24 protein-coding genes and 1 rRNA gene are annotated in these 18,841 nt (G+C 66.0%); 13 read left to right on the top strand and 12 right to left on the bottom strand.

Annotation, left to right across the window (positions count from 1 at the left end; translation table 11 throughout):
- The first annotated feature begins 18 nt into the window (after positions 1-18).
- The 5 genes from siaB to pyrF all read left to right on the top strand — a co-directional run bounded on the left by siaB (position 19) and on the right by pyrF (position 4,128).
- Positions 19-567 carry a biofilm regulation protein kinase SiaB gene (gene siaB, locus OEL49_RS08010; protein ID WP_205231330.1) on the top strand — a complete coding sequence of 183 codons (549 nt, stop codon included), beginning with the start codon at positions 19-21 and terminating at the stop codon, positions 565-567.
- A gap of 12 nt (positions 568-579) precedes the next feature.
- Positions 580-957, top strand: a complete 378-nt coding sequence (siaC, locus tag OEL49_RS08015; protein WP_205231331.1) for a biofilm regulation phosphoprotein SiaC — start codon at positions 580-582, stop codon at positions 955-957.
- A gap of 1 nt (position 958) precedes the next feature.
- Positions 959-1,735 carry a biofilm regulation diguanylate cyclase SiaD gene (gene siaD, locus OEL49_RS08020; RefSeq protein ID WP_014236457.1) on the top strand — a complete coding sequence of 259 codons (777 nt, stop codon included), beginning with the start codon at positions 959-961 and terminating at the stop codon, positions 1,733-1,735.
- A 184-nt stretch (positions 1,736-1,919) separates the two neighbouring features.
- Positions 1,920-3,194, top strand: coding sequence for a M48 family metallopeptidase (locus OEL49_RS08025; RefSeq protein ID WP_205231332.1), 1,275 nt, complete (start codon positions 1,920-1,922; stop codon positions 3,192-3,194).
- A 112-nt stretch (positions 3,195-3,306) separates the two neighbouring features.
- On the top strand, positions 3,307-4,128 hold the full coding sequence (gene pyrF, locus OEL49_RS08030; protein WP_205231333.1) for an orotidine-5'-phosphate decarboxylase: 822 nt from the start codon (positions 3,307-3,309) through the stop codon (positions 4,126-4,128).
- Between the two features lie 39 nt (positions 4,129-4,167).
- Here pyrF and OEL49_RS08035 read toward each other — a convergent pair whose 3' ends face one another.
- Positions 4,168-4,314 (bottom strand): hypothetical protein, encoded by a 147-nt coding sequence (locus OEL49_RS08035; protein ID WP_287874386.1) that lies wholly within the window; start codon positions 4,312-4,314, stop codon positions 4,168-4,170.
- On the opposite strand from OEL49_RS08035, the gene OEL49_RS08040 reads away from it, so the two are divergent.
- On the top strand, positions 4,313-5,128 hold the full coding sequence (locus tag OEL49_RS08040) for a peptidoglycan DD-metalloendopeptidase family protein (RefSeq protein WP_205231335.1): 816 nt from the start codon (positions 4,313-4,315) through the stop codon (positions 5,126-5,128). The two genes, OEL49_RS08035 and OEL49_RS08040, sit on opposite strands and share 2 nt — an antisense overlap.
- A 42-nt stretch (positions 5,129-5,170) precedes the next feature.
- Here the strand turns inward: OEL49_RS08040 and OEL49_RS08045 are convergent, their stop codons facing one another.
- Positions 5,171-5,302, bottom strand: coding sequence for a hypothetical protein (locus tag OEL49_RS08045; protein WP_014236453.1), 132 nt, complete (start codon positions 5,300-5,302; stop codon positions 5,171-5,173).
- Positions 5,303-5,380: 78 nt separating this feature from the next.
- Between OEL49_RS08045 and OEL49_RS08050 the strand changes: the two genes are divergently transcribed.
- Complete coding sequence (locus OEL49_RS08050; RefSeq protein WP_240190358.1) at positions 5,381-5,698, top strand: hypothetical protein; 318 nt, start codon at positions 5,381-5,383, stop codon at positions 5,696-5,698.
- On the opposite strand, the gene OEL49_RS08055 is transcribed toward OEL49_RS08050, so the two are convergent.
- A complete protein-coding gene (locus OEL49_RS08055; protein ID WP_205231337.1) occupies positions 5,590-6,030 on the bottom strand; it encodes a hypothetical protein in 441 nt (146 codons plus the stop codon). The genes OEL49_RS08050 and OEL49_RS08055 overlap by 109 nt on opposite strands.
- Positions 6,031-6,207: 177 nt before the next feature.
- Here OEL49_RS08055 and OEL49_RS08060 point away from each other — a divergent pair, with 177 nt between their 5' ends.
- Entirely contained in the window at positions 6,208-7,647 is a 1,440-nt protein-coding gene (locus OEL49_RS08060; RefSeq protein ID WP_205231338.1) for a PLP-dependent aminotransferase family protein, read from the top strand.
- Here OEL49_RS08060 and fliD read toward each other — a convergent pair.
- Positions 7,644-8,534 carry a flagellar filament capping protein FliD gene (fliD, locus tag OEL49_RS08065; protein ID WP_014236449.1) on the bottom strand — a complete coding sequence of 297 codons (891 nt, stop codon included), beginning with the start codon at positions 8,532-8,534 and terminating at the stop codon, positions 7,644-7,646. The two genes, OEL49_RS08060 and fliD, sit on opposite strands and share 4 nt — an antisense overlap.
- Positions 8,535-8,858: 324 nt before the next feature.
- Between fliD and OEL49_RS08070 the strand changes: the two genes are divergently transcribed.
- Entirely contained in the window at positions 8,859-9,290 is a 432-nt protein-coding gene (locus OEL49_RS08070; protein ID WP_014236448.1) for a MaoC family dehydratase, read from the top strand.
- A gap of 83 nt (positions 9,291-9,373) precedes the next feature.
- Here the strand turns inward: OEL49_RS08070 and OEL49_RS08075 are convergent, their stop codons facing one another.
- Positions 9,374-11,299 (bottom strand): DEAD/DEAH box helicase, encoded by a 1,926-nt coding sequence (locus OEL49_RS08075; RefSeq protein WP_014236447.1) that lies wholly within the window; start codon positions 11,297-11,299, stop codon positions 9,374-9,376.
- 184 nt (positions 11,300-11,483) lie between these two features.
- Positions 11,484-11,693, bottom strand: a complete 210-nt coding sequence (locus OEL49_RS08080; protein WP_014236446.1) for a hypothetical protein — start codon at positions 11,691-11,693, stop codon at positions 11,484-11,486.
- Between the two features lie 135 nt (positions 11,694-11,828).
- Between OEL49_RS08080 and OEL49_RS08085 the strand changes: the two genes are divergently transcribed.
- Positions 11,829-12,038: a hypothetical protein gene (locus OEL49_RS08085; RefSeq protein WP_014236445.1), complete on the top strand. Its 210-nt coding sequence runs from the start codon at positions 11,829-11,831 to the stop codon at positions 12,036-12,038.
- Between the two features lie 50 nt (positions 12,039-12,088).
- On the opposite strand, the gene OEL49_RS08090 is transcribed toward OEL49_RS08085, so the two are convergent.
- Complete coding sequence (locus OEL49_RS08090; RefSeq protein ID WP_014236444.1) at positions 12,089-12,499, bottom strand: hemerythrin domain-containing protein; 411 nt, start codon at positions 12,497-12,499, stop codon at positions 12,089-12,091.
- A gap of 162 nt (positions 12,500-12,661) precedes the next feature.
- On the opposite strand from OEL49_RS08090, the gene OEL49_RS08095 reads away from it, so the two are divergent.
- On the top strand, positions 12,662-13,768 hold the full coding sequence (locus OEL49_RS08095) for an HD-GYP domain-containing protein (RefSeq protein WP_014236443.1): 1,107 nt from the start codon (positions 12,662-12,664) through the stop codon (positions 13,766-13,768).
- Here the strand turns inward: OEL49_RS08095 and tcdA are convergent.
- Positions 13,765-14,553 (bottom strand): tRNA cyclic N6-threonylcarbamoyladenosine(37) synthase TcdA, encoded by a 789-nt coding sequence (gene tcdA / locus OEL49_RS08100; RefSeq protein ID WP_014236442.1) that lies wholly within the window; start codon positions 14,551-14,553, stop codon positions 13,765-13,767. The genes OEL49_RS08095 and tcdA overlap by 4 nt on opposite strands.
- Before the next feature lie 70 nt (positions 14,554-14,623).
- Here tcdA and corA point away from each other — a divergent pair, with 70 nt between their 5' ends.
- A complete protein-coding gene (gene corA, locus OEL49_RS08105) occupies positions 14,624-15,697 on the top strand; it encodes a magnesium/cobalt transporter CorA (protein WP_014236441.1) in 1,074 nt (357 codons plus the stop codon).
- An 11-nt stretch (positions 15,698-15,708) separates the two neighbouring features.
- Here corA and OEL49_RS08110 read toward each other — a convergent pair whose 3' ends face one another.
- On the bottom strand, positions 15,709-16,674 hold the full coding sequence (locus OEL49_RS08110) for an MBL fold metallo-hydrolase (protein ID WP_014236440.1): 966 nt from the start codon (positions 16,672-16,674) through the stop codon (positions 15,709-15,711).
- A gap of 127 nt (positions 16,675-16,801) precedes the next feature.
- On the opposite strand from OEL49_RS08110, the gene OEL49_RS08115 reads away from it, so the two are divergent.
- Positions 16,802-17,635 (top strand): alpha/beta fold hydrolase, encoded by an 834-nt coding sequence (locus OEL49_RS08115; RefSeq protein WP_014236439.1) that lies wholly within the window; start codon positions 16,802-16,804, stop codon positions 17,633-17,635.
- A gap of 6 nt (positions 17,636-17,641) precedes the next feature.
- Here OEL49_RS08115 and OEL49_RS08120 read toward each other — a convergent pair whose 3' ends face one another.
- The 3 genes from OEL49_RS08120 to rrf form a co-directional block, all read right to left on the bottom strand.
- A complete protein-coding gene (locus tag OEL49_RS08120; RefSeq protein WP_014236438.1) occupies positions 17,642-17,986 on the bottom strand; it encodes an FKBP-type peptidyl-prolyl cis-trans isomerase in 345 nt (114 codons plus the stop codon).
- A 44-nt stretch (positions 17,987-18,030) separates the two neighbouring features.
- On the bottom strand, positions 18,031-18,663 hold the full coding sequence (gene msrA, locus OEL49_RS08125) for a peptide-methionine (S)-S-oxide reductase MsrA (protein ID WP_308806174.1): 633 nt from the start codon (positions 18,661-18,663) through the stop codon (positions 18,031-18,033).
- Between the two features lie 93 nt (positions 18,664-18,756).
- A 5S ribosomal RNA gene (gene rrf / locus OEL49_RS17430) occupies positions 18,757-18,841 on the bottom strand; the annotation flags it as partial.

Raw genomic sequence — 18,841 nt, forward strand, 5'->3', positions numbered from 1 at the left:
GCCACCCAAGGAGATTCCATGACCCAGACGGCACCTTCCCTCGACATCTTCGCCCTGCGGGAAACATTCAACCGCGAGCGCATCATGCTCTGCTTCAACGGCCCCATCACCGCCACCCTCATCGAGGAAATCGGCACGGCCCTGCGCAAGCACATGGAAGGCCTGCAGGAATCCCCCTCCGCCGTTTCCGACGTCTTCTCGGTGTATATCGAGATGACCCAGAACATCCGCCGCTACACCCAGTCGCGCCCCGCCCTGGCCATGGAGACGGCCAGCGTCTTCGTCTCCCGGGATGAAGAAGGGCGCTACGTGGTGAGCGCCGGCAACGTGCTCGAGGCGGCCGACGGCGAAGCCCTGTTGCAGCGGGTCGAACCCCTGGCCCGGCTCGACAAGGACGGCCTCAAGGCCGCCTTCAAGACCCAGCTGCGCCAGCCCCGGGAAGCCCTGGACGGCAGCGCCGGCCTGGGCCTGATCGACATGGCCCGCAAGGCCTCGGCCCCCCTGCAATGCAGCCTGCGCCCCCTGGACGACGGGCGCGCCTTCTTCAGCCTGCGGGTCGTGCTCTAGGAAAAAAACAACATGGACAATCTCGACATCCCCCAGACCAACGCCAGCCCGGCCATCCGGGCCGATTGGGAAGCCGGCCTGATCGCCATGCAGGGCGACTCCTACCCGGAAAACTCCTTCGAACTGTTCCAGCCCCTGATCGACTGGGTCGAGGCCTACCTGGCCCAGCCCGAGCGCCCCCTGCGCCTGGAACTGGAACTGCTGTACCTCAACACCAGCAGCATCCGCGCCCTCATGGACATCCTGGACCTGCTGGAAGAAGCCCACCGCAAGGGCCGCCAGGTCAGCGTGCGCTGGTCCTACGACGGCGCCAACGAACGGGTGGGCGAACTGGCCGCCGAGTTCAAGGAAGACTGCACCTTCCCCTTCGACATCGCGGCCAAGATCTGACATGTCCGAGATCCCGGACCTGGAAGCCCGCATCGAAGCCCTGCTGCGCGACAACGCCGCCGATCCGGCCGTGCTGGCGCTGCTGCAGGAGCTGTACGACCGCTACCGCACCCAGGAACGGCTGCTGGACCGGCTGACCCACATCTCCGACCGCTTCCAGCGGGCCGAGCGGGACCGGGGCCAGTCCTACGCCGAGAACTACCAGCGCAAGGTGCGCCAGATCGAAAAGATCGTGCGCATCAGCGACCAGTACCAGTCCATGCTGCGGGACCTGAACGACCGTCTGCACACCATCTCCACCCAGGACGAACTCACCGGCCTGCCCAACCGCCGCTTCATGCAGGCCCGGCTGACCCAGGAAATCGCCCAGGCCGAGCGCAACGGCAGCGACTTCTGCATCGCCCTGGCCGACATCGATCGTTTCAAGGCCATCAACGACAGCTGCGGCCACGCCGCCGGCGACACCGCCCTGGCCCAGGTAGCCGAGGCCCTGGCCGGCAACCTGCGGGAATACGACGTCTGCGCCCGCTGGGGCGGCGAGGAATTCCTCATGCTCTTTCCCGGCTGCGGCGGCGAGGCCGCCCTGGTGCTGGGCGAGCGCATCCGTAATGCCATCGAGGCCGACGCCAGCCGCCGGCCGGATCTTCCCCCCATCACCGTCAGCATGGGCCTGACCCAGTTCCGCCCCGGCGAGAACCTGGACGCCACCCTGAAACGGGCCGACGACGCCCTCTACGCCGCCAAGGCAGCCGGACGCAACCGGGCCGTCCTGGCCTGAGCCAGCGCCGGCAGCATATCGGCCGGCCCCATTCCGGCGCCACCGGCTTTTGGTGCTATACCAAAAGCCATGAAAGCAGACCTTCCGCATATCCCGAAAGCCTTAACTGGCGCGGTTCTCCGGCTTACAGACGGCTCCCGGCCGACTATCATGCAGGCATTCCGATTCGCCCCGTCGAGCCGCCATGTCCGTCATCCGTTCCCAGCGCCCGCTCCAGCCGCCGGCCAGGCTCTTCCGGCGGGAGGAATACCTCTTTGCCGCCCTGGCCCTGCCCGCCTCCGTCGCCTGGTTTTTCGCCACCTACTGGAGCGACGGCTGGATATGGGCAGCCCTGCCCCCTGCTGCACTATTGCTCCACTGCCTGCGCCAGGCCCTAACCTCCCATCTGGAAGGCAACGGCGTCCGCATCACCACCCGCCAGTACCCGGACCTGCACGTGCGCCTCGAGCGCTGCTGCCGTAAGCTGGGCCTGGCCCGGGTGCCCCGGACCTACCTGATCCACGGCTGGAGCCGGTTGCACAGCCTCGCCTGGCGTCTGCTGCGGCACCGCCAGGTGATGTTGCGGGCCGAACTGGTGGACGCCCTGGACAGCGATGTGGACGCGGTGGACTTCTACCTGGGGCGGGAACTGAGCCACCTGGCCCGGCCCCATGCCGGCTACGGCTGGTGGATCCTGCCCGCCCTGCCCCTGCCCCTGCTCGGCAGCGCCTACCGGCGGGCCAAGGAATACACGGCGGACCGCTGCGGCACCCTGTGCTGCCGCAGCCTGCACTCGTCCATCCGGGCCCTGGCCCTGCTGGCGGCGGGCCCCCGCCGCTGGCAGAACCTGGATGCCCACGCCTTCGTGGACCAGGCCGCCCATAGCGGCGGCTTCTGGATGTCCCTGCAGGAACTGACCGCCACCGCTCCCTGGCTGTGCAAACGCATGGCCCGCCTGCCGTCCCCGCCCATGGCGGTGCCGCGCCGCCACCTGCTGGCCTGGCCCGTGGCGGCGGTGCTGCCGGCAGTGGGGGGCGGCGGCTTCCTCGCCAACCTGGCGGCCCTCGGCCTGCTCGGCCTGAGCCTCATGCTGGTGGCCCTGCCGGCCTACGAGGACTACCGGCACAGCACGGTGTACCACCCCCTCTTCTCCTATGCCCACAACCTGGCCCAGGCCGCCAAGATCCGCTACGAGGCGGAGCACACCCTGACCGCCACCCCTGCCGAGCTGGGCTTCGGCCGCCTGCCCCTGGGCATCGCCCGAGTGCACATGGACGAGGAAAACGGCCGCATCACCCTGGGCCTGACGGAAGGCAGCAACATCGTCTATTACCCCTACCTGGACACGGCCGCCCGCATCGTCTGGCGCTGCACCACCACCCTGCCGCGCCAGCACATCCCCTGGGACAGCCGCTGCAACAGCAGTTCCGAGGATGGTTCCGCCCCCATCGCCTGGCTGCGGCAACTGGCCCGGCTGTAGGCCCTTCGGCGCCGGCCGCCGCGGCCTTTTCCTTGGGGCGAGGTGCCGCCGGCGGTACAATGGCGGCCTTCACCGCCCTGGGCGGCCGCCCGCACCGATCGAGCCGATGACCATGAACTTCCGCCAATCCCTCGCTGCCGCCTGGCAGAAAAACAACTCCCTCCTCTGCGTCGGCCTGGACCCGGACCCGGCCAAGTTCCCCGCCCACCTGCAGGGCCGCGACGACGCCATCTTCGAGTTCTGCAAGAGCATCGTGGACGCCACCGCCGACCTGGTGTGCAGCTTCAAGCCCCAGATCGCCTACTTCGCCGCCCGCCGCGCCGAAGACCAGCTGGAAGCCCTGATCGCCCACATCCATGAAAAGCACCCGGGCATCCCGGTGGTCCTGGATTCCAAGCGGGGCGACATCGGCAGCACCGCCGAGCAGTACGCGGTGGAGGCCTTCGAGCGCTTCGGCGCCGACGCCGTCACCATCAACCCCTACATGGGCAAGGATTCCGTGGAGCCCTACCTGGCCTACCCGGACAAGGGCGTGATCCTGCTCTGCCGCACTTCCAACCCCGGCGGCAGCGACCTGCAGTTCCTCGAAATTGGCAACAGCGGCGGCGAAAAGCTGTTCGAGCGCGTCGCCCGCCTGGTGGCCACGGAATGGAACACCACCGGCCAGTGCGCCCTGGTGGTGGGCGCCACCTTCCCCGCCGAAATCGCCCGGGTACGGGAACTGACCGGCGACCTGCCCCTGCTGGTGCCCGGCATCGGCGCCCAGGGCGGCGACATCGAAGCCACCGTCAAGGCCGGCAAAACCGCCGATGGCACCGGCCTGATGATCAATTCCTCCCGTGCCATTCTCTACGCCGGCAAGGGCGAGGACTTCGCCGCTGCCGCCCGCCGGGTGGCCCTGGAAACCCGGGACGCCATCAACCGCTATCGCTGAGAAGCAGGCGGGACGGCCATGCCGGCAATGGCATGGCCGTCAGGCAGGAAACACGGCCTTTACCGGACACCATTGCCGGAGACCGCCGTCCTTATTGCCTTTCCAGCCACCGCCCTTGGAATCCTCCACCGTCCCCTCGCCACCGCACCACTCCCGGCCTTTTTCCTCTCCTTCCGGATCGCCCATGAAACGCCTCCTGCTGCCCCTCCTGGCCCTCGCCGCCTGGCCCGCCCTGGCGGCACCGCGCCATCTGCCTGTTCCCGGCGGAGTGGCGGTGGTGCCGCTGCAGGCGCCTGCCGGCAAGGCGCCCAGGGCCTTCTTCGGTGACACGCCCCTGGCCGTGGTGCGGGAAGAGGGTCGCTGGCTGGCCCTGCTCGGCATTCCCCTGGAGACGCCGCCGGGGCGCCTCAGCCTGCGTCTGGAAGGCAGCGACGCAGCCACGGCCGAGGTGGAGGTGCGGGCCAAGGACTATCCGGTGCAACGCCTGACCGTGCGCAACCCGCGCCACGTCAATCCGACGCCGGAAGACGAGCTGCGCATCGCCCGGGAGCAGGAAATCCAGGACCGCCTCAAGCGCCACTTCGCCGCCGCGGCGCCGGTCACCGCCTTCCGCCTGCCCGCCGACGGGCGCCTCTCCTCCCGCTTCGGCCTGCGCCGCTTTTTCAACGGCGAGCCGCGCCGGCCCCATGCCGGCCTCGACGTGGCCGCGGGCAGCGGCGCCCCGGTGCGAGCCGCCGCCCCCGGCACCGTGGTCAACACGGACAACTTCTTCTTCAACGGCAACACCGTGTTCGTGGACCATGGCCAGGGCCTGATCAGCGCCCACATGCACCTCTCCCGCGTGGACGTGAAGGAAGGCCAGCGGGTGGCCCAGGGCGAACAGCTGGGCGCCGTCGGCGCCACCGGCCGGGTCACCGGCCCCCACCTGCACTGGGCCGTGTTCCTCAACGGCACGGCGGTGGATCCGGAACTGTTCCTGCCCCCCGCCAAGGGCCGATAAAAAAAGGCGCCCGCGGGCGCCTTCTCCTGGTTGAGCCGGACCTCAGCCCTTGGGCTTGGCCGGCGTGCTCATCTGCTTGCCCTCATCCTTGGCCTTGTCGCCAGGACAGGCCAGGGCCGATACACTGACAGCCGCCAGCAGCACGGCCAACACACTCGCGCACCACTTTTGCATGGACCACTCCTTCCCACGTTGAGGAAGCCGTTGGACGCCGCCCGCTGCAGGCAGTTCCTCCAGCAAGCCGCCCCGACCATGGACACCCAGACCATCCACCTGCACCTCAAGGCACCGCCCAAGCCCGACGCCGGCCAGCCCTGCAACGGTTGCGGCGTCTGCTGCGCGGCCGAGACCTGCCCCCTGGCCAGGCTGCGCTTCCGCCGGCGGCAGGGCCCCTGCCCGGCCCTGGAATGGCTGGCGGAGGAAGCCTGCTACCGCTGCGGCCTGCTGCGCCGCCCCCGCCATTACTGGCCGGGGCTGCCGGCCTGGGCCGAAGGCATGGCGCGGCGCCTGACCCGGCGCTGGATCGCCGCCGGCAGCGCCTGCGACAGCCAGGCGCAGATCGCCCCGTAGGCGCGCCGCCAAGGCAGAGATACGGAGTAGGTCTCGGGCTGCCACCACAGCAGCGTGGCGCCGCCATCCTCGCCCCGCAGCTCGAGGACGCCGTGTTCCGACCAGTCGCACCATTCCTCCGCCCCCAGCCGCCGCTGCGGCCACCACACCCGGGCCCCCAGCCAGCGGGGCGGCCCCTGCACCGTCACCCGCCCGGCCGCCACCCACAGGCGGCAGCCGGGCTGCACCGCCAGTTGCATCACCATGCCGGCGGCCAGGTCGATGGACTGGGCCTGCTCCTGCCCTTGCGGCCCCCGTTGCACCTGTTGCCGGCTTACCTGTCTCGATTCCATGACCGTTCTCCGCGAGTTGATGGGACGACCTCCATGCTAGAGAGAGCCCCATCGGCGCGGCAGGCACAGGCGCTGCCCGGGAGGACCGCTACAGACACCGGCTTTCGCCATCTGTTATGGTGCAAATCCCGGCCATCTATATCTGGCCGCCGCCCCCGCCACAGGAGAACATGGGCCATGGACACCGCCCTCCCCCTCTACCAGCGTCTCGCCACCCATTACCGGGAGGCCATCGCCCACGGCTCCCTGCTGGTGGGCGACCGCTTTCCCTCGGTGCGCGCCCTCATGGGCCGCCACGGCGTCAGCCTGAGCACGGCGGTGCAGGTGTGCCGCCAGCTGGAACAGGAAGGCTGGCTGGAGGCGCGGCCCCGTTCCGGCAATTTCGTCCGCCGCCCCGCCCGCCCCGCCGGGCCCCTGCCGAGCGAGCCCCGGGCCGGCCTGTTGCCGGACCCGGCCCAGTTCGTCGGAATCCACGGCCGGGTCTCGGAAATCATCGCCCGGGGCCGCCAGCAGCCGGTCAGCGTGAATTTTTCCAGCGCCCGCAGCGCCCCCGAACTGTATCCGGGCGAGGCCCTGCGCCTGGCCGCGGCCCGGGCCCTGCGGCGCCATCCCGACCTGCTGGTCAGCGCCCCGCCGCCCAACGGCTGCCCCGACTTCCTGCAGGTGCTGGCCCGGCGCGCCCTGGACGCGGGCATGAACCTGGGGGCGGAGGAGATCGTCGTCACCCAGGGCTGCATGGAGGCCCTGAATCTGGCCCTGCGGGCCGTGACCCAGCCCGGCGACACGGTGGCGGTGGAATCGCCCACCTTCTACGGGCTGCTGCAGGTGCTGGAAACCCTGGGCCTGAAGGCCCTGGAAATCCCCACCAGCCCCCAGACCGGCCTGTCCCTGGAAGCCCTGGAACTGGCCTGCGACCATTACGGCCCCATCGCCGCCCTGGTGGTGGTGCCCCACCTGCAGAATCCCCTCGGCTGCACCATGCCCGAGGCCCACAAGGCGCGGCTGGTGGGCCTCTGCGCCGAGCAGGGCATTGCCCTGATCGAGGACGACACCTACAGCCCCCTGGGGGAGGACGATACGGTGCTGCCGGCCCTCAAGCACTGGGACCGGCAGGGCGGCGTCATCCACTGCGCCTCCCTGCACAAGGTGCTGGCACCGGGGCTGCGCCTGGGCTGGATCAGCGCCGGCCGCTGGCAGGCCCGCGTGGAAATGCTGAAGTACGCCCAGAGCCGCCAGAACGAGGCCCTGGGGCAGCTGGTGGCCGCCGACTTCATGGGCTCCAGCGCCTACGACCGCCACCTGCGGCGCCTGCGGGCGGCCCTCGGCAGCCAGCGCCAGCGCACCACGGAGGCGGTGCTCGAGTATTTCCCCGCCGGCACCCTGGCCGCCCGGCCCCAGGGCGGGCTGGCCCTGTGGGTGCAGCTGCCGCCGGGCGTCTCGTCCCGGGAGGTTTTTGAACGGGCCCTGGGCGAAGGCATTTTCATTGCGCCGGGGCTGATGTTCTCCAACTCCAACCGCTTCGACGGCTATCTCCGCCTCAACTGCGGCGCCCCCTATACCCCGGCCATCGACGCCGCCCTGCGCCGCCTCGGTGCCATCGTCGGCGAGCTGGCCTAGGCCAGCATCCGCTCGTAGGCCGCCAGGGCCGCCGCCAGCTTGCCCTTCGGCTGATAGGTGTCGCCCAGGCCGAATTCCTGCTGCAGGGAGGACTGGTTGTCGGCGATATAGGTGATAGCCCGGCTCAGGTTGTCCAGCTGGCGATCGAAGAAGTTGTTGGAGGAGGTCAGCAGCTCGGCCGATTTGACGAAGTTGCCGCTGAACTGCTGCACCGTCGCCACCACCCCTTCCCGGTTCTGCTGCAGGGCACGGCTCAGGGCGGCCTCGTCCAGCACCGCCTGCTTGGTCACCGGATCGATGCTCAAGCCCAGATCAGGCATACCCCGCAGTCCCAGGTCGGCGCCATTGAAGGGATTCTCCACGCTCTGCTCCAGCTCGTAGCCGGCCACCTGGGCCGCCTGGGTGTCGGCCAGGATGCCACCCTGCTGCATGTCTTCGTCGAAGCCGGTGCGCCAGGCGTTGTAGTCGCTGACGAACTGCGCCAGCTTCTGGCGGATGGCTTCATCGCTGCTGCCGGCATCGACGCTTCCCAGGGCAGTGCCGGCTGCGGCCACCGTCTCCAGGGATGTCTGCATCTGGCTCAGCTCAGCGAACTGGCCCTTGTAGAGCACGTTCCGGTAGTTGATCTCGCTCATCATGCGATAGGCCGACTCCGGGTCGAACAGGGCCTCGTTGCGTCCGGTGGGCGAGAGCCCCTGGACGCCGCTGCTGCCGGCGGCAGACTCGACCGCGGCAGCGCCGCCTTTAAGGCTGGAAAGCAGGGCGCCGAAGCCCTCGCTGCTGCCGGTCTTGCCGCCGCCGGTCAGTTCAGACAGGGTCTGGGCCTTGAAAGTGGCGATGCGCAGGGCCAGATCCCGGCCCGCATCCGATGTTCCGTCGATCGACATATGACCTCCTTCGGGGAAAAGGCCCCCGTTGATCCTGATCCCAGTATTGCAAAAAACAGGCCCGTTTTCCGGCCGGTTCCCGGCATTACCCGGAGAGCCAATAGGGACGCCATCTCCGGCACGGTGCCGGGGAAACCCGGTATTTCCTGGGCACCAGCGTGCGGCAAGAAGTGCCGCCGCCCGGCAAGGCAGCCGATGGGGCCGGTCGCCATGCTGCACAGCAAAACTTTTTGTCACATGCCAGCGTTATCATGGCTGCATGGGCTCGGGAGGCACCATCGGGCGAGCCCCGCGAATCACCATGACAATAACCGGAGAAACTGGATGAATGCACTGAACGGCTACAACATCGAAGACCTGCAACCCGGCATGAGTGCCAGCACCGCCAAGACCGTGACCGAAGCGGACATCGTCCTCTTCGCCGGCATCACCATGGACACCAATGCGGTGCACATGAACGAGGAATTCGCCAAGACCACCATGTTCGGCGGACGCATTGCCCACGGCATGCTGTCCGTCGGTTTCATCTCCGCCGTGCTCGGCACCCGCCTGCCCGGCCCCGGCAGCATCTACCTGGGCCAGACCCTGAAGTTCAAGGCGCCGGTGCGCCCCGGCGACACCGTCACCGCCACGGTCACGGTCAAGGAAGTCCTGGTGGAGAAGAAGCGGGTGGTGCTGGACACCGTCTGCACCGTCGGCGGCAAGCCGGTGATCGAGGGCGAAGCCACCCTGATGTGCACTTCCAGCAAGGGCTGACGGCAGTTTTTCTGCCATGAAAAAAGGGGCGCCGCGGCGCCCCTTCTGTTTTGCTCCCGGCTGGGCCGGGTACGGTTCAGGCCTCAGCCTTCCCGCGGCGCGCGGCGCTTGGCCGGCGGCTTGTTGCCGCCGAAGCCGCCGGTGCCGCCGGGCTTCTTGTTGCCGAAACCGGGCTTGCTGAAGCCGCCCTTGCCGCCGGGAGCCGCACCGCGGGGAGCGCGGTTGCCGTCCACATCGCCGCCCCACTTGCGACGGGGCGGAGCGATCACCTCGGATTCGCCGTCGAGACGATGGATGAGCAGGGGACACTGCTTGATCTCCACTTCCTTGAGCAGCATCAGGGCATCCTTGGGCAGGCTGTCCGGCAGCTCCACAGTGGAGTACTCGTCGAACAGGGCAATGTGGCCGATGTAGCGGCTCTGGATGTCGGCTTCGTTGGCGATGCAGCCGACGATGTCCTTGGGCGTGGCGCCCTGGTTGCGGCCCACCTCGATGCGGTAGCGCACCATGTTGCCGACGTTGCCCAGATCCCGGCCCTTGCCCTTCTTGGCATCGGTCCGCTCGAGGCGCTCACCCCGCTCCGGACGCTCCTTGCGTTCGAAACGCTCGCCCCGTTCGGGACGCTCGAAACGTTCCTTGCGCTCGGGGCGGCCCTCGGCCGAGTCGGCCTCGAAGCTGCGCACTTCCTTTTCCGGCATCAGCAGGGGGCGGGACTTCTGCACCAGGAAAGCCAGGGCGGCGGCCACTTCGTGGGCGCCCACATTGGCCTCTTCCTCGATCTGGGTCACCACCTCTTCAAAGAAGGACAGCTCGCCGGCTTCCAGGGTCTTGATGACCTGCTGCTTGAACTGGGCGACGCGGCGGTCGGCTACGTCCTGCTTGGTGGGCAGACGCAGGGGGGAGATGTTCTGGCGCGTCACCTTTTCGATGGTGCGCAGCATGCGCATTTCCCGGGGGGAAACGAAGAGGATGGCGGTGCCGGTACGGCCGGCGCGGCCGGTGCGACCGATACGGTGCACATAGGCTTCGACGTCGTAGGGAATGTCGTAGTTGATGACGTGGCTGACACGGGGCACGTCGATGCCGCGGGCGGCCACGTCGGTGGCGATGACGATGTCCAGGCCGCCGCTCTTCAGCTGCTCGATGACACGCTCGCGGCTGGCCTGGTTCATGTCGCCGTTGAGGGCGGCAGCGGCGTAGCCCCGGGCTTCCAGCTTCTGGGCCAGCTCTTCGGTGGCGGTCTTGGTGCGCACGAAGATGATGGCGGCGTCCAGGCTGTCTTCCACTTCCATGATGCGGGTCAGGGCATCCAGCTTGTGCAGGCCGGAAACCTGCCAGTAGCGCTGCTGGATGGCGGAGACGGTGCTGGTGGCGGACTTGATCTTCACTTCCTGGGGATCGCGCAGGTACTTCTGGGCGACACGGCGGATCTGCTCCGGCATGGTGGCGGAGAACAGGGCGGTCTGGCGCTCGGCGGGAATGTGCTCGAGGATCCACTCGACGTCGTCGATGAAGCCCATGCGCAGCATTTCGTCGGCCTCGTCCAGCACCAGGGTCTTCAGGCGGGACAGGTCCAGGCTCTTGCGCTCCAGGTGGTCCATGACCCGGCCCGGGGTGCCGATGATGACGTGGGCGCCGCGCTGCAGCTGCTTCAGCTGGATACCCAGGCTCTGGCCGCCGTAAATGGGCAGCACGTGGAAGCCGGGCAGGTGCTTGGCGTATTTCTGACAGGCCTCGGCCACCTGAATGGCCAGCTCGCGGGTGGGGGCCAGGACCAGGGCCTGGGGGAAACGCTGGGTCACGTCCAGCTTCTGCAGCAGGGGCAGGGCGAAGGCGGCGGTCTTGCCGGTGCCGGTCTGGGCCATGCCCAGCAGGTCCTTGCCTTCCATCAGCAGGGGAATGCATTCGGCCTGGATGGAGGACGGGGTTTCATAACCCACATCGGTCAATGCCTGCAGAATGGGTTCGGAGAGGCCCAATTGGGCAAAGGTGTCGACAGAGGATGTCATGGAGCTTCCAGTAATGAGGTGGAGCCGCTCGAGGCAGCTCAGGTCAAGCGCAGGGAATCGCCAGCCAATTTGGGGTCATCATTGACCCGACCAAGCCCCGGAAAAGCCGAGGCGCCCACTTCCGCCGAACCCCGAAGACGGATGTCTCCGGCCCGACGGCCACAACCGCGAGGATCAAAGCGCCTTAACGCGCTTCCCGCTCTGCGGCATCAACCCGTTCCTGCCCCTGCCGACCCGCCTGTTCCAGCTGTCCCTGCAGCTTTTCCTGGGTCTCTTTGGCCTGCTGAACTTCCTGAGCCTTGGCGGCTCCGCCTGCTGCAGCCGTGGTGGCGGTGTCGGCCAAGCCACAGGCAGTCAGGGAAAGAAGAAGCGCGATGCAGACGATACGCAACATGGGGGCTTCCAACGGGAAGGGCGTACTGTACTCCTAAATATCGGAGATTACGAGCTTTTTCCCGGCAAACGCGGTGCCGGATGCCTATACTCGAAGTAGGGATTTCCCCCCGGCATGAACGCTAAGGAGAACGTCATGAGCTTCTTCGATGGCTCCATCGGCCGCTGCGAAGCGGTCCACGAAATGGTCCTGACCGATCAGACTCAACGGCAGTGCGCCTTGGAGCACGGCTGCCCGCCGGGGAGGGAGTGTCCGCTGGATGGCTGCTTTGCCCAGGTTTCCGGTCTGGCAGAAAGCGACATGCCCGTGACCGGCGAAAAAACGGCCAAACGCTTTCGCCACTGATGCTGGCAGCCCCGTCCGCAGGGCGGGGAAGAGAAAGGATAGGCGGCGCTTCAGGCCGCCAGCGGAACGGGAGCGTAACCCACGTTGCGCATATGCACGGCCAGGGCCGTATCCATGGTGGCGGCATGGGTGGTGAACCAGTCCACCAGTTCCGCCACGGCCTTGCGCCCGATGGAAATGTCGCCCCGGCTGACGAAGCGGCGGATGCTCTGCAGGGTCTGCAGGACTCGCCGATGCTCATCCATATGGCAGTGGATGGGAAGAAAGTTGGAGGCCTCCATCCAGCGGTCTTCCTGCTCGAAATGATCCACGGTGTGGGCCAGGAACTGGTCGAAGCCGTCCAGGAACTGGTCATCGGCAATTTCGGCCAGGCGGTTGATCCACTCCACGAACTCCTTGTGGGTGTGATCCATGGGAGCGCAGCCCAGGTCGTACTGGGGCAGCCAGGGCATCAGAGGCATCACTTAATCCATATAAAACGTACGGTTATTATCCATTTTGAAGTGCACCGCCATTTTGATGCACATTAAAAATTGCGGATATGCCATAAGCCGCACTTTTCCCTGGTGGGCGCTGCTGCCTGGATTAAACTGATACCAACAAACAAGAGGGGGAGACTACGCATGAGCAACGTCAAGACGCTGAACCCGCTGATCCCGGACCCGGAAATTTTCCAGGACTTCGTGGATGCCCTGGGGGACCACATCCCAGCCATCGAGCGAGACATCGGCCGGTTGAAGAATGCCCCGGAGGACCGGGCCGTACTGGCCGATCTCTTCCGCGCCGTACACACCATCAAGGGCGATGCCGCCCTGTGCAAGCTGGACCTGGCGGTGCGCATCGCCCATCCCATCGAATCCATCCTCTCCCGCCTGCGGGAAGGACAGCTGCAGTTCTCCGAGCTCATCGGCGAAGCCGTGCTGCTGGCCCTGGACCGCCTGGAGCTGGCCATCGACGCCATTGGCGCCGGCCGCTCGGTGGAAAACCTGCGCCTGGACAAGCTGATCCAAGGCCTCGACGCCCTGGGCGGCTGCCAGCCGGCCGAAGTGGACCAGTACAGTGCCGAACTGATCGAGGCGGTCACCGGCTTCCAGCCCATCGCCAGCATCGGCACTGCGCCGCGGCAGGCCCGGCCGGTTCTGCGCAGCAACGAACATCTGGCCAACGACCTGCGCTTCTTCCGCAGCCTGGCCCAACAGTTCGAGAACCGCTCCCCCCTCTTCAAGGGCCGCAGCGCCAGGCTGCTGAAACTGGCCCTGGACACCAATGCGGAAGCAGGCAAGCCGGTGGACCCGGTGCAGCTGGCAGCCGCGGTCTACATGCACGACCTTGGCATGATGTTCGTCCCCGAATCGGTCTGGCTCAAGGTGGGGCGCATGACGGACGAGGAAAAGCAGCAACTGCGTCAGCATCCGCTGCAGGGAGCCGGCCTGCTGCAGCGCATGGAAGGCTGGGAGGAAGCGGCCCGCATGGTGGCGGAGCACCACGAAATGCCCGACGGCGCCGGTTACCCCAGGGGCCTGGGGCAAAGGGACATCTGCGACGGGGCCAAGATCCTGGCCATTGTGGATGCCTTCGAGGCGGTCACCCTGAAACATGGCCAAAGGGGCCATACCCGCTCCGTGCTGCGGGCCATTGCCGAGGTCAACGCCTGCGACAAGCAGTTCGCCCCGGAATGGATCGCCCCCTTCAACGCCGTCATCCGGCGCCAGGTGGAAGCGGCCGACTAGACGGAGGCGGCCAGCCGGCGCAGAACGACGGAGGCGGCCACCAGACCAAAGCTGGCGGTCACGGTGACGGCGGAACCGAAGCCGGCGCAATTGAGGCCGGCTGCGCCGCCACCGACCGGTGCCGAACAGGCCGTATCGGGGTAACGCAGGGGCTCTTCCGAATAAACGGCGTCAATGCCGAATTTCTTTTTCGGGTCCTTGGGAAAGCCATGGCTCTTGCGCAACTGGCCCCGCACCTTGGCCAGCAGGGGGTCCTGAACGGTACGGGAGAGATCGGCAACCCGGATCATGGTCGGGTCCATCTGTCCGCCGGCCGCCCCGGCCGTCACCACCGGCCAGTCATGGCGCCGGCACCAGGCCAGCATGGCGGTTTTCGCCCGCACCCCGTCGATGGCATCCACCAGATAATCCACCGGCGGCAAGGCCCCGAACAGGGCATCCAGGTTGTCGGGCTCGACGAAGTCGTCCACCAGGGTCAGCCGGCAATCGGGATTGATCTGCCGTACCCGCTCGGCCATGGCCTCGATCTTCGCCTGGCCCAGGGTGACCTCCAGAGCATGGATCTGCCGGTTCACGTTGGATTCGGCCACATGGTCCAGATCGATCAGGGTCAGCCCCCCCACCCCGCTGCGCGCCAGGGCTTCCACGCTCCAGGAGCCAACGCCGCCGATACCGACCACGCACACATGGGCCGCCCGGAAGCGGGCCAGGGCCTGGGTTCCGTAGAGCCGGGCAACGCCGCCGAAGCGGCGCTCGTAATCGGGGGAGGAGTCGATTTGGTTCATGGCGGGCGATGATACCCCAGGCCGCAGCTCCCTGGCTGCCCGGGGCCCGGGCTGCTACCATGGTTGCATCATGAGCCATGACAAGAAACTGCGTTCCCAGAAGGCAGGGCTGGAGCCCGGCAGCCTGGTCCATCTCGGCGAGGTGAAGACCAGCACGCCCACGCTGATGCTGCTCGAGTACGACAGCAACGGTCTGTACGAGCAGGAGTTGAGCAGCCGGGAGCAGATCGACGGACTAGTCCGGCGCCCTGGCTGCACTCTCTGGCTCAATGTTTATGGCCTGCAGGACCCGGACCTGATGGCCGCCATCGGCAAACGTTTCGGCCTGCACCCCCTGGTGCTGGAAGACATCCTCAACACCGACCAGCGGCCCAAGGTCGACGACTACGAGGACTATCTCTACCTGGTGGCACGCCTCTTCGATTACGTGCCCCACAGCCGCCAACTGGCCAGCGACCAGGTCAGCATCATCCTGGGCAAGGATTTTGTCCTCACCTTCCAGGAGCGGCCCTCCGGCACCTTTGGCGCCCTGCGGGAGCGGCTGCGGGCCAATCGCAACCAGGTTCGCCGCCTCGGCGCCGACTATCTGGCCTATTCCCTGCTGGACTCCCTGGTGGATCGCTATTTCGCCCTGGTCGAGCAGGTGGGCGACCATGCCGAAATTCTGGAGACTTCCCTCATCAACCGGCGCCCCCGGCCAGGGGTGTTGCAGTCCATCCACCGGCACAAGCGGCAGATCACCACCCTGCGCCGTGCCATCTGGCCCCTGCGGGAGGTGCTCAACGTCCTGCTGCGCAGCCATGACGGTTTCTTCCGGGCGGAAACGGTGCTCTACCTGCGCGACGTCTACGATCACACCGTCCATCTGATCGAGTCCCTGGAGGACCTGCGGGACCTGCTGACCGGCCTGCTGGACGTCTACCTCTCCGCAGTCAGCAACCGGGTGAACATGGAGGTTCGGGCACTGACCGTGGTGGCCACCATTTTCATGCCGGCCACCCTGATTGCCGGCGTCTTCGGCATGAACTTCCATGTCATGCCCTGGCTGGAACACCCCGATGGATTCTGGTTCGCCATGGGACTGATGGGCGCCATCGCCACCATCATGCTGGCGGCCTTCTGGCGACGGCGCCTGATCGGCTGACCAACCGACTCCTAGCGGTTGTCTAGCCAGAAGGCCAGGCCCTGGGCATTAAGCTCGATATCCAGGGCAAATATCTCCAGCAGTTGCGCTTCCGGCACGGTCCAGCCGTAGCGCTTCGCCTCTGCCAGCAGCAGGTCGTTGAGACCGGCCACCAGCTTTTCCTGGCGCACCTGACCGCTCCCTTCCAAGGCTTCGACCAGCGCCACGTGGGCGTCCAGCAGGCGATGCAGGTCGGCCCCCAGGCGCTTGACGTCATGCACCCGGCTGAAATGGGTGAGGAACATGTAGGGCAGGTCAAAGGAAAGCAGCAGGTCGATGGAGGCATGCATGGCCGCCGGATCGAACTGGACCGGTGTCGTGGTGGGGAAGATGAACTGTTTCAGTTCGTCCCCAACCTGGAGGTCCAGTTCTCGATAGGACAAGCCGAAGGTATCGCCGGTAAAGATGCCGCCTCCCTTGCGATCCACCAGCCCCAAATGATGCTTTGCATGGCCGGGCAAATCCAGGCACAACAGTTCCCGATTACCCAACTGCAGGCAGGTTCCGTGGCCGGCCTCGATGATCCGCTCGGCGGGCACCGGAATCAGTTCCCCGTAGAAGTCCCGGGCCCGGGACTCTCCATAGACGGCCACCACGCCGGCCCAAAGCTTGGACGGCTCGGCCATGTGCCGTGCGCCCCGGGGGTGGACCACCAGACGGGCATTGTCGAAGGCCTGCATATACGCCCCGGCACCGCCCGCATGGTCCAGATGGATGTGGGTGAGAACCACGTAGTCCACGCAATCCGCCGTCAGCCCCAATGCCGCCAAGGCCGACTGGACGCGGGGCAGGGAGGCATTGTTGGCCGTATCCACGACTGCCACCCGCCCCTCATCCACGATGAGATGAATGGCCGCCAGATGGGGGCGGCCATAGCCGGATTCCAGGGCATATACACCCTGCTCATAGGGGATCAATCCCAGTTCGGTGTTGTTCATGGTCTCCATCATTCTTGTTGAGTGTGGGGTTATTGTAGCGGAGCACCGTACTGAGGCGTATTGCCACCCGAGCCACTCTGTGGGAGCCTCGCCTTATTCCTTTTTCAACGCTACGCACCGGTCAGCCATGAGCCATTTTTTTGCAGACGACGGCGAGAAGATCCACCTGCACGTTTCCGGCGACGGCACGCCACCGATTGTGATGCTGCACGGGTGGACGTCCAGCCATCAGGAGTGGTTCCCCTTCCTGCAGGACCTCAACGCCCACCACCGGGTGTGGCGTTGGGACGCCCGTGGTCATGGCGGCCACGCCCTGAGCCAGCCGGCCCCGCCGACCGTACAGCGCATGGCCAGGGATTTGCGTAATCTGCTGGAGACCTACGATTTGGAAGAGGTGGTGGCTGTCGGCCACTCCATGGGTGCCCTGACCCTGTGGCAGTACATCCGCGATTACGGCTGCGAGCGCCTGGGGAAAATTTGCCTGATCGACCAGTCACCTAAGCTGGTGACGGCCGCAGACTGGCCCCACGGTGTTTATGGGGATTTTGACGAGCACCGCTCCAGCGCCTTCATCAACGAACTGGAACAGGACTTTCCTGAAGCCGTGCTACGCCTGGGTGCCCTGGGCCTGAATCGGCGCGCCAGGGAAAAGTACGAAGAGAATGCCAAGGGCTGGGCCAAGGCTCGGGAATGGTTAAGTCAGTTGCCGCCCAAACCCTTGATTGCCTGCTGGCAGAGTTTGACGGAAGCGGATTACCGGGATGTGCTGCAGCAGATCCACATTCCGGCTCTGCTGATTTACGGCGGCGAGAGCAACTTCTATCACAGCAGCACCGCATACTATGTCGCAGCCCGTATACCCCAGGCCCTTCTGCACATCTACGAAGGCACGGACCACTCCCCCCACCAGTGGCAGAGGGAGCGTTTCGTCCGGGACCTGCTGACGTTTATCGGTGGTTAACCGAGCTTAACGACAGGCCAGCATCTCCACTTCGAATACCAGGGTTGCATTGGGGGGGATTACACCGCCGGCACCACGGGCACCATAGCCCAGTTCCGGCGGAATGGTGAGCTTGCGGCTCCCGCCGATCTTCATTCCCTGCACCCCCTCATCCCAGCCGGCAATGACGTGGCGGGCCCCCAGCATGAACTCGAAAGGATCATTGCGATCCTTGGATGAGTCAAACTTCTGGCCATCCGTCAGCCAACCGGTGTAATGCACGGTAACGATGTCGCCGGCCTTGGCTTCGACGCCGTCGCCCAGGACCAGTTCTTCAATGATCAGGCCGGAAGCAGTGGTGGTAGTACTCATGAAGTCTCCTGAAAGTTAGGGGAAAAACGGGCTGCAATTATTGCTCAGACAGCGCTCAGGCGATCCGGAAAATCCCGCTTGAGTTGCTGCAGCTTCGGCGCAATCACCAGCTGGCAATAGGGGTGATCGGAATTTCGCGCGTAATAGTCGCGATGATACGCTTCCGCCTGATGGAAAGGCCCCAGAGGCAGCAATTCCGTGACGATGGGGCTGGGCCACTGGGCCTGAAGGTCAGCGATGAACTGCTTTGCCAGTGCTTCCTGCAGGGGACTGGCGAAGAATATGACCGAGCGGTACTGGGAGCCTATGTCATGCCCTTGTCGATTGACAGTGGTGGGGTCATGGCTACTGAAAAACACCTGTAGCAAGGCTTGAAAGCCAATTCGAACTGGATCGAAGGTAATCCGTACAACCTCTGCGTGACCCGTCGTTCCGGTGCATACGGCCTCATAATCCGGGGCCTCGGTGCGCCCACCGCTATAGCCCGGTTCCACGGACAGTACGCCATCCAAACGACGGAATACCGCTTCCAGACACCAGAAACAGCCTCCCCCCAGGGTCAGATGATCTACCTCAACATTGCCTAATGTCATGTTGGTTTCCATTGCTAGTGGATGGAAATGGACCATCAGGAGGTAAATAAATTCACTGCGAATGCTCCCCTTGCGACAGTTCAAGTCACCAGGAGGCCGTTTTTGAGTTGGGGGGAATTTAGTGAGGTACAAATGGAAACACCCCAGCCACATAGTAGCTGGGGTGTTGTAAGGGGAGCCTGGCGGTGACCTACTTTCGCACATGAAGTATGCACTATCATCGGCGCAACTCTGTTTCACGGTCCTGTTCGGGATGGGAAGG

This window comes from Azospira sp. (assembly GCF_030247495.1).
Classification (GTDB): domain Bacteria; phylum Pseudomonadota; class Gammaproteobacteria; order Burkholderiales; family Rhodocyclaceae; genus Azospira; species Azospira oryzae.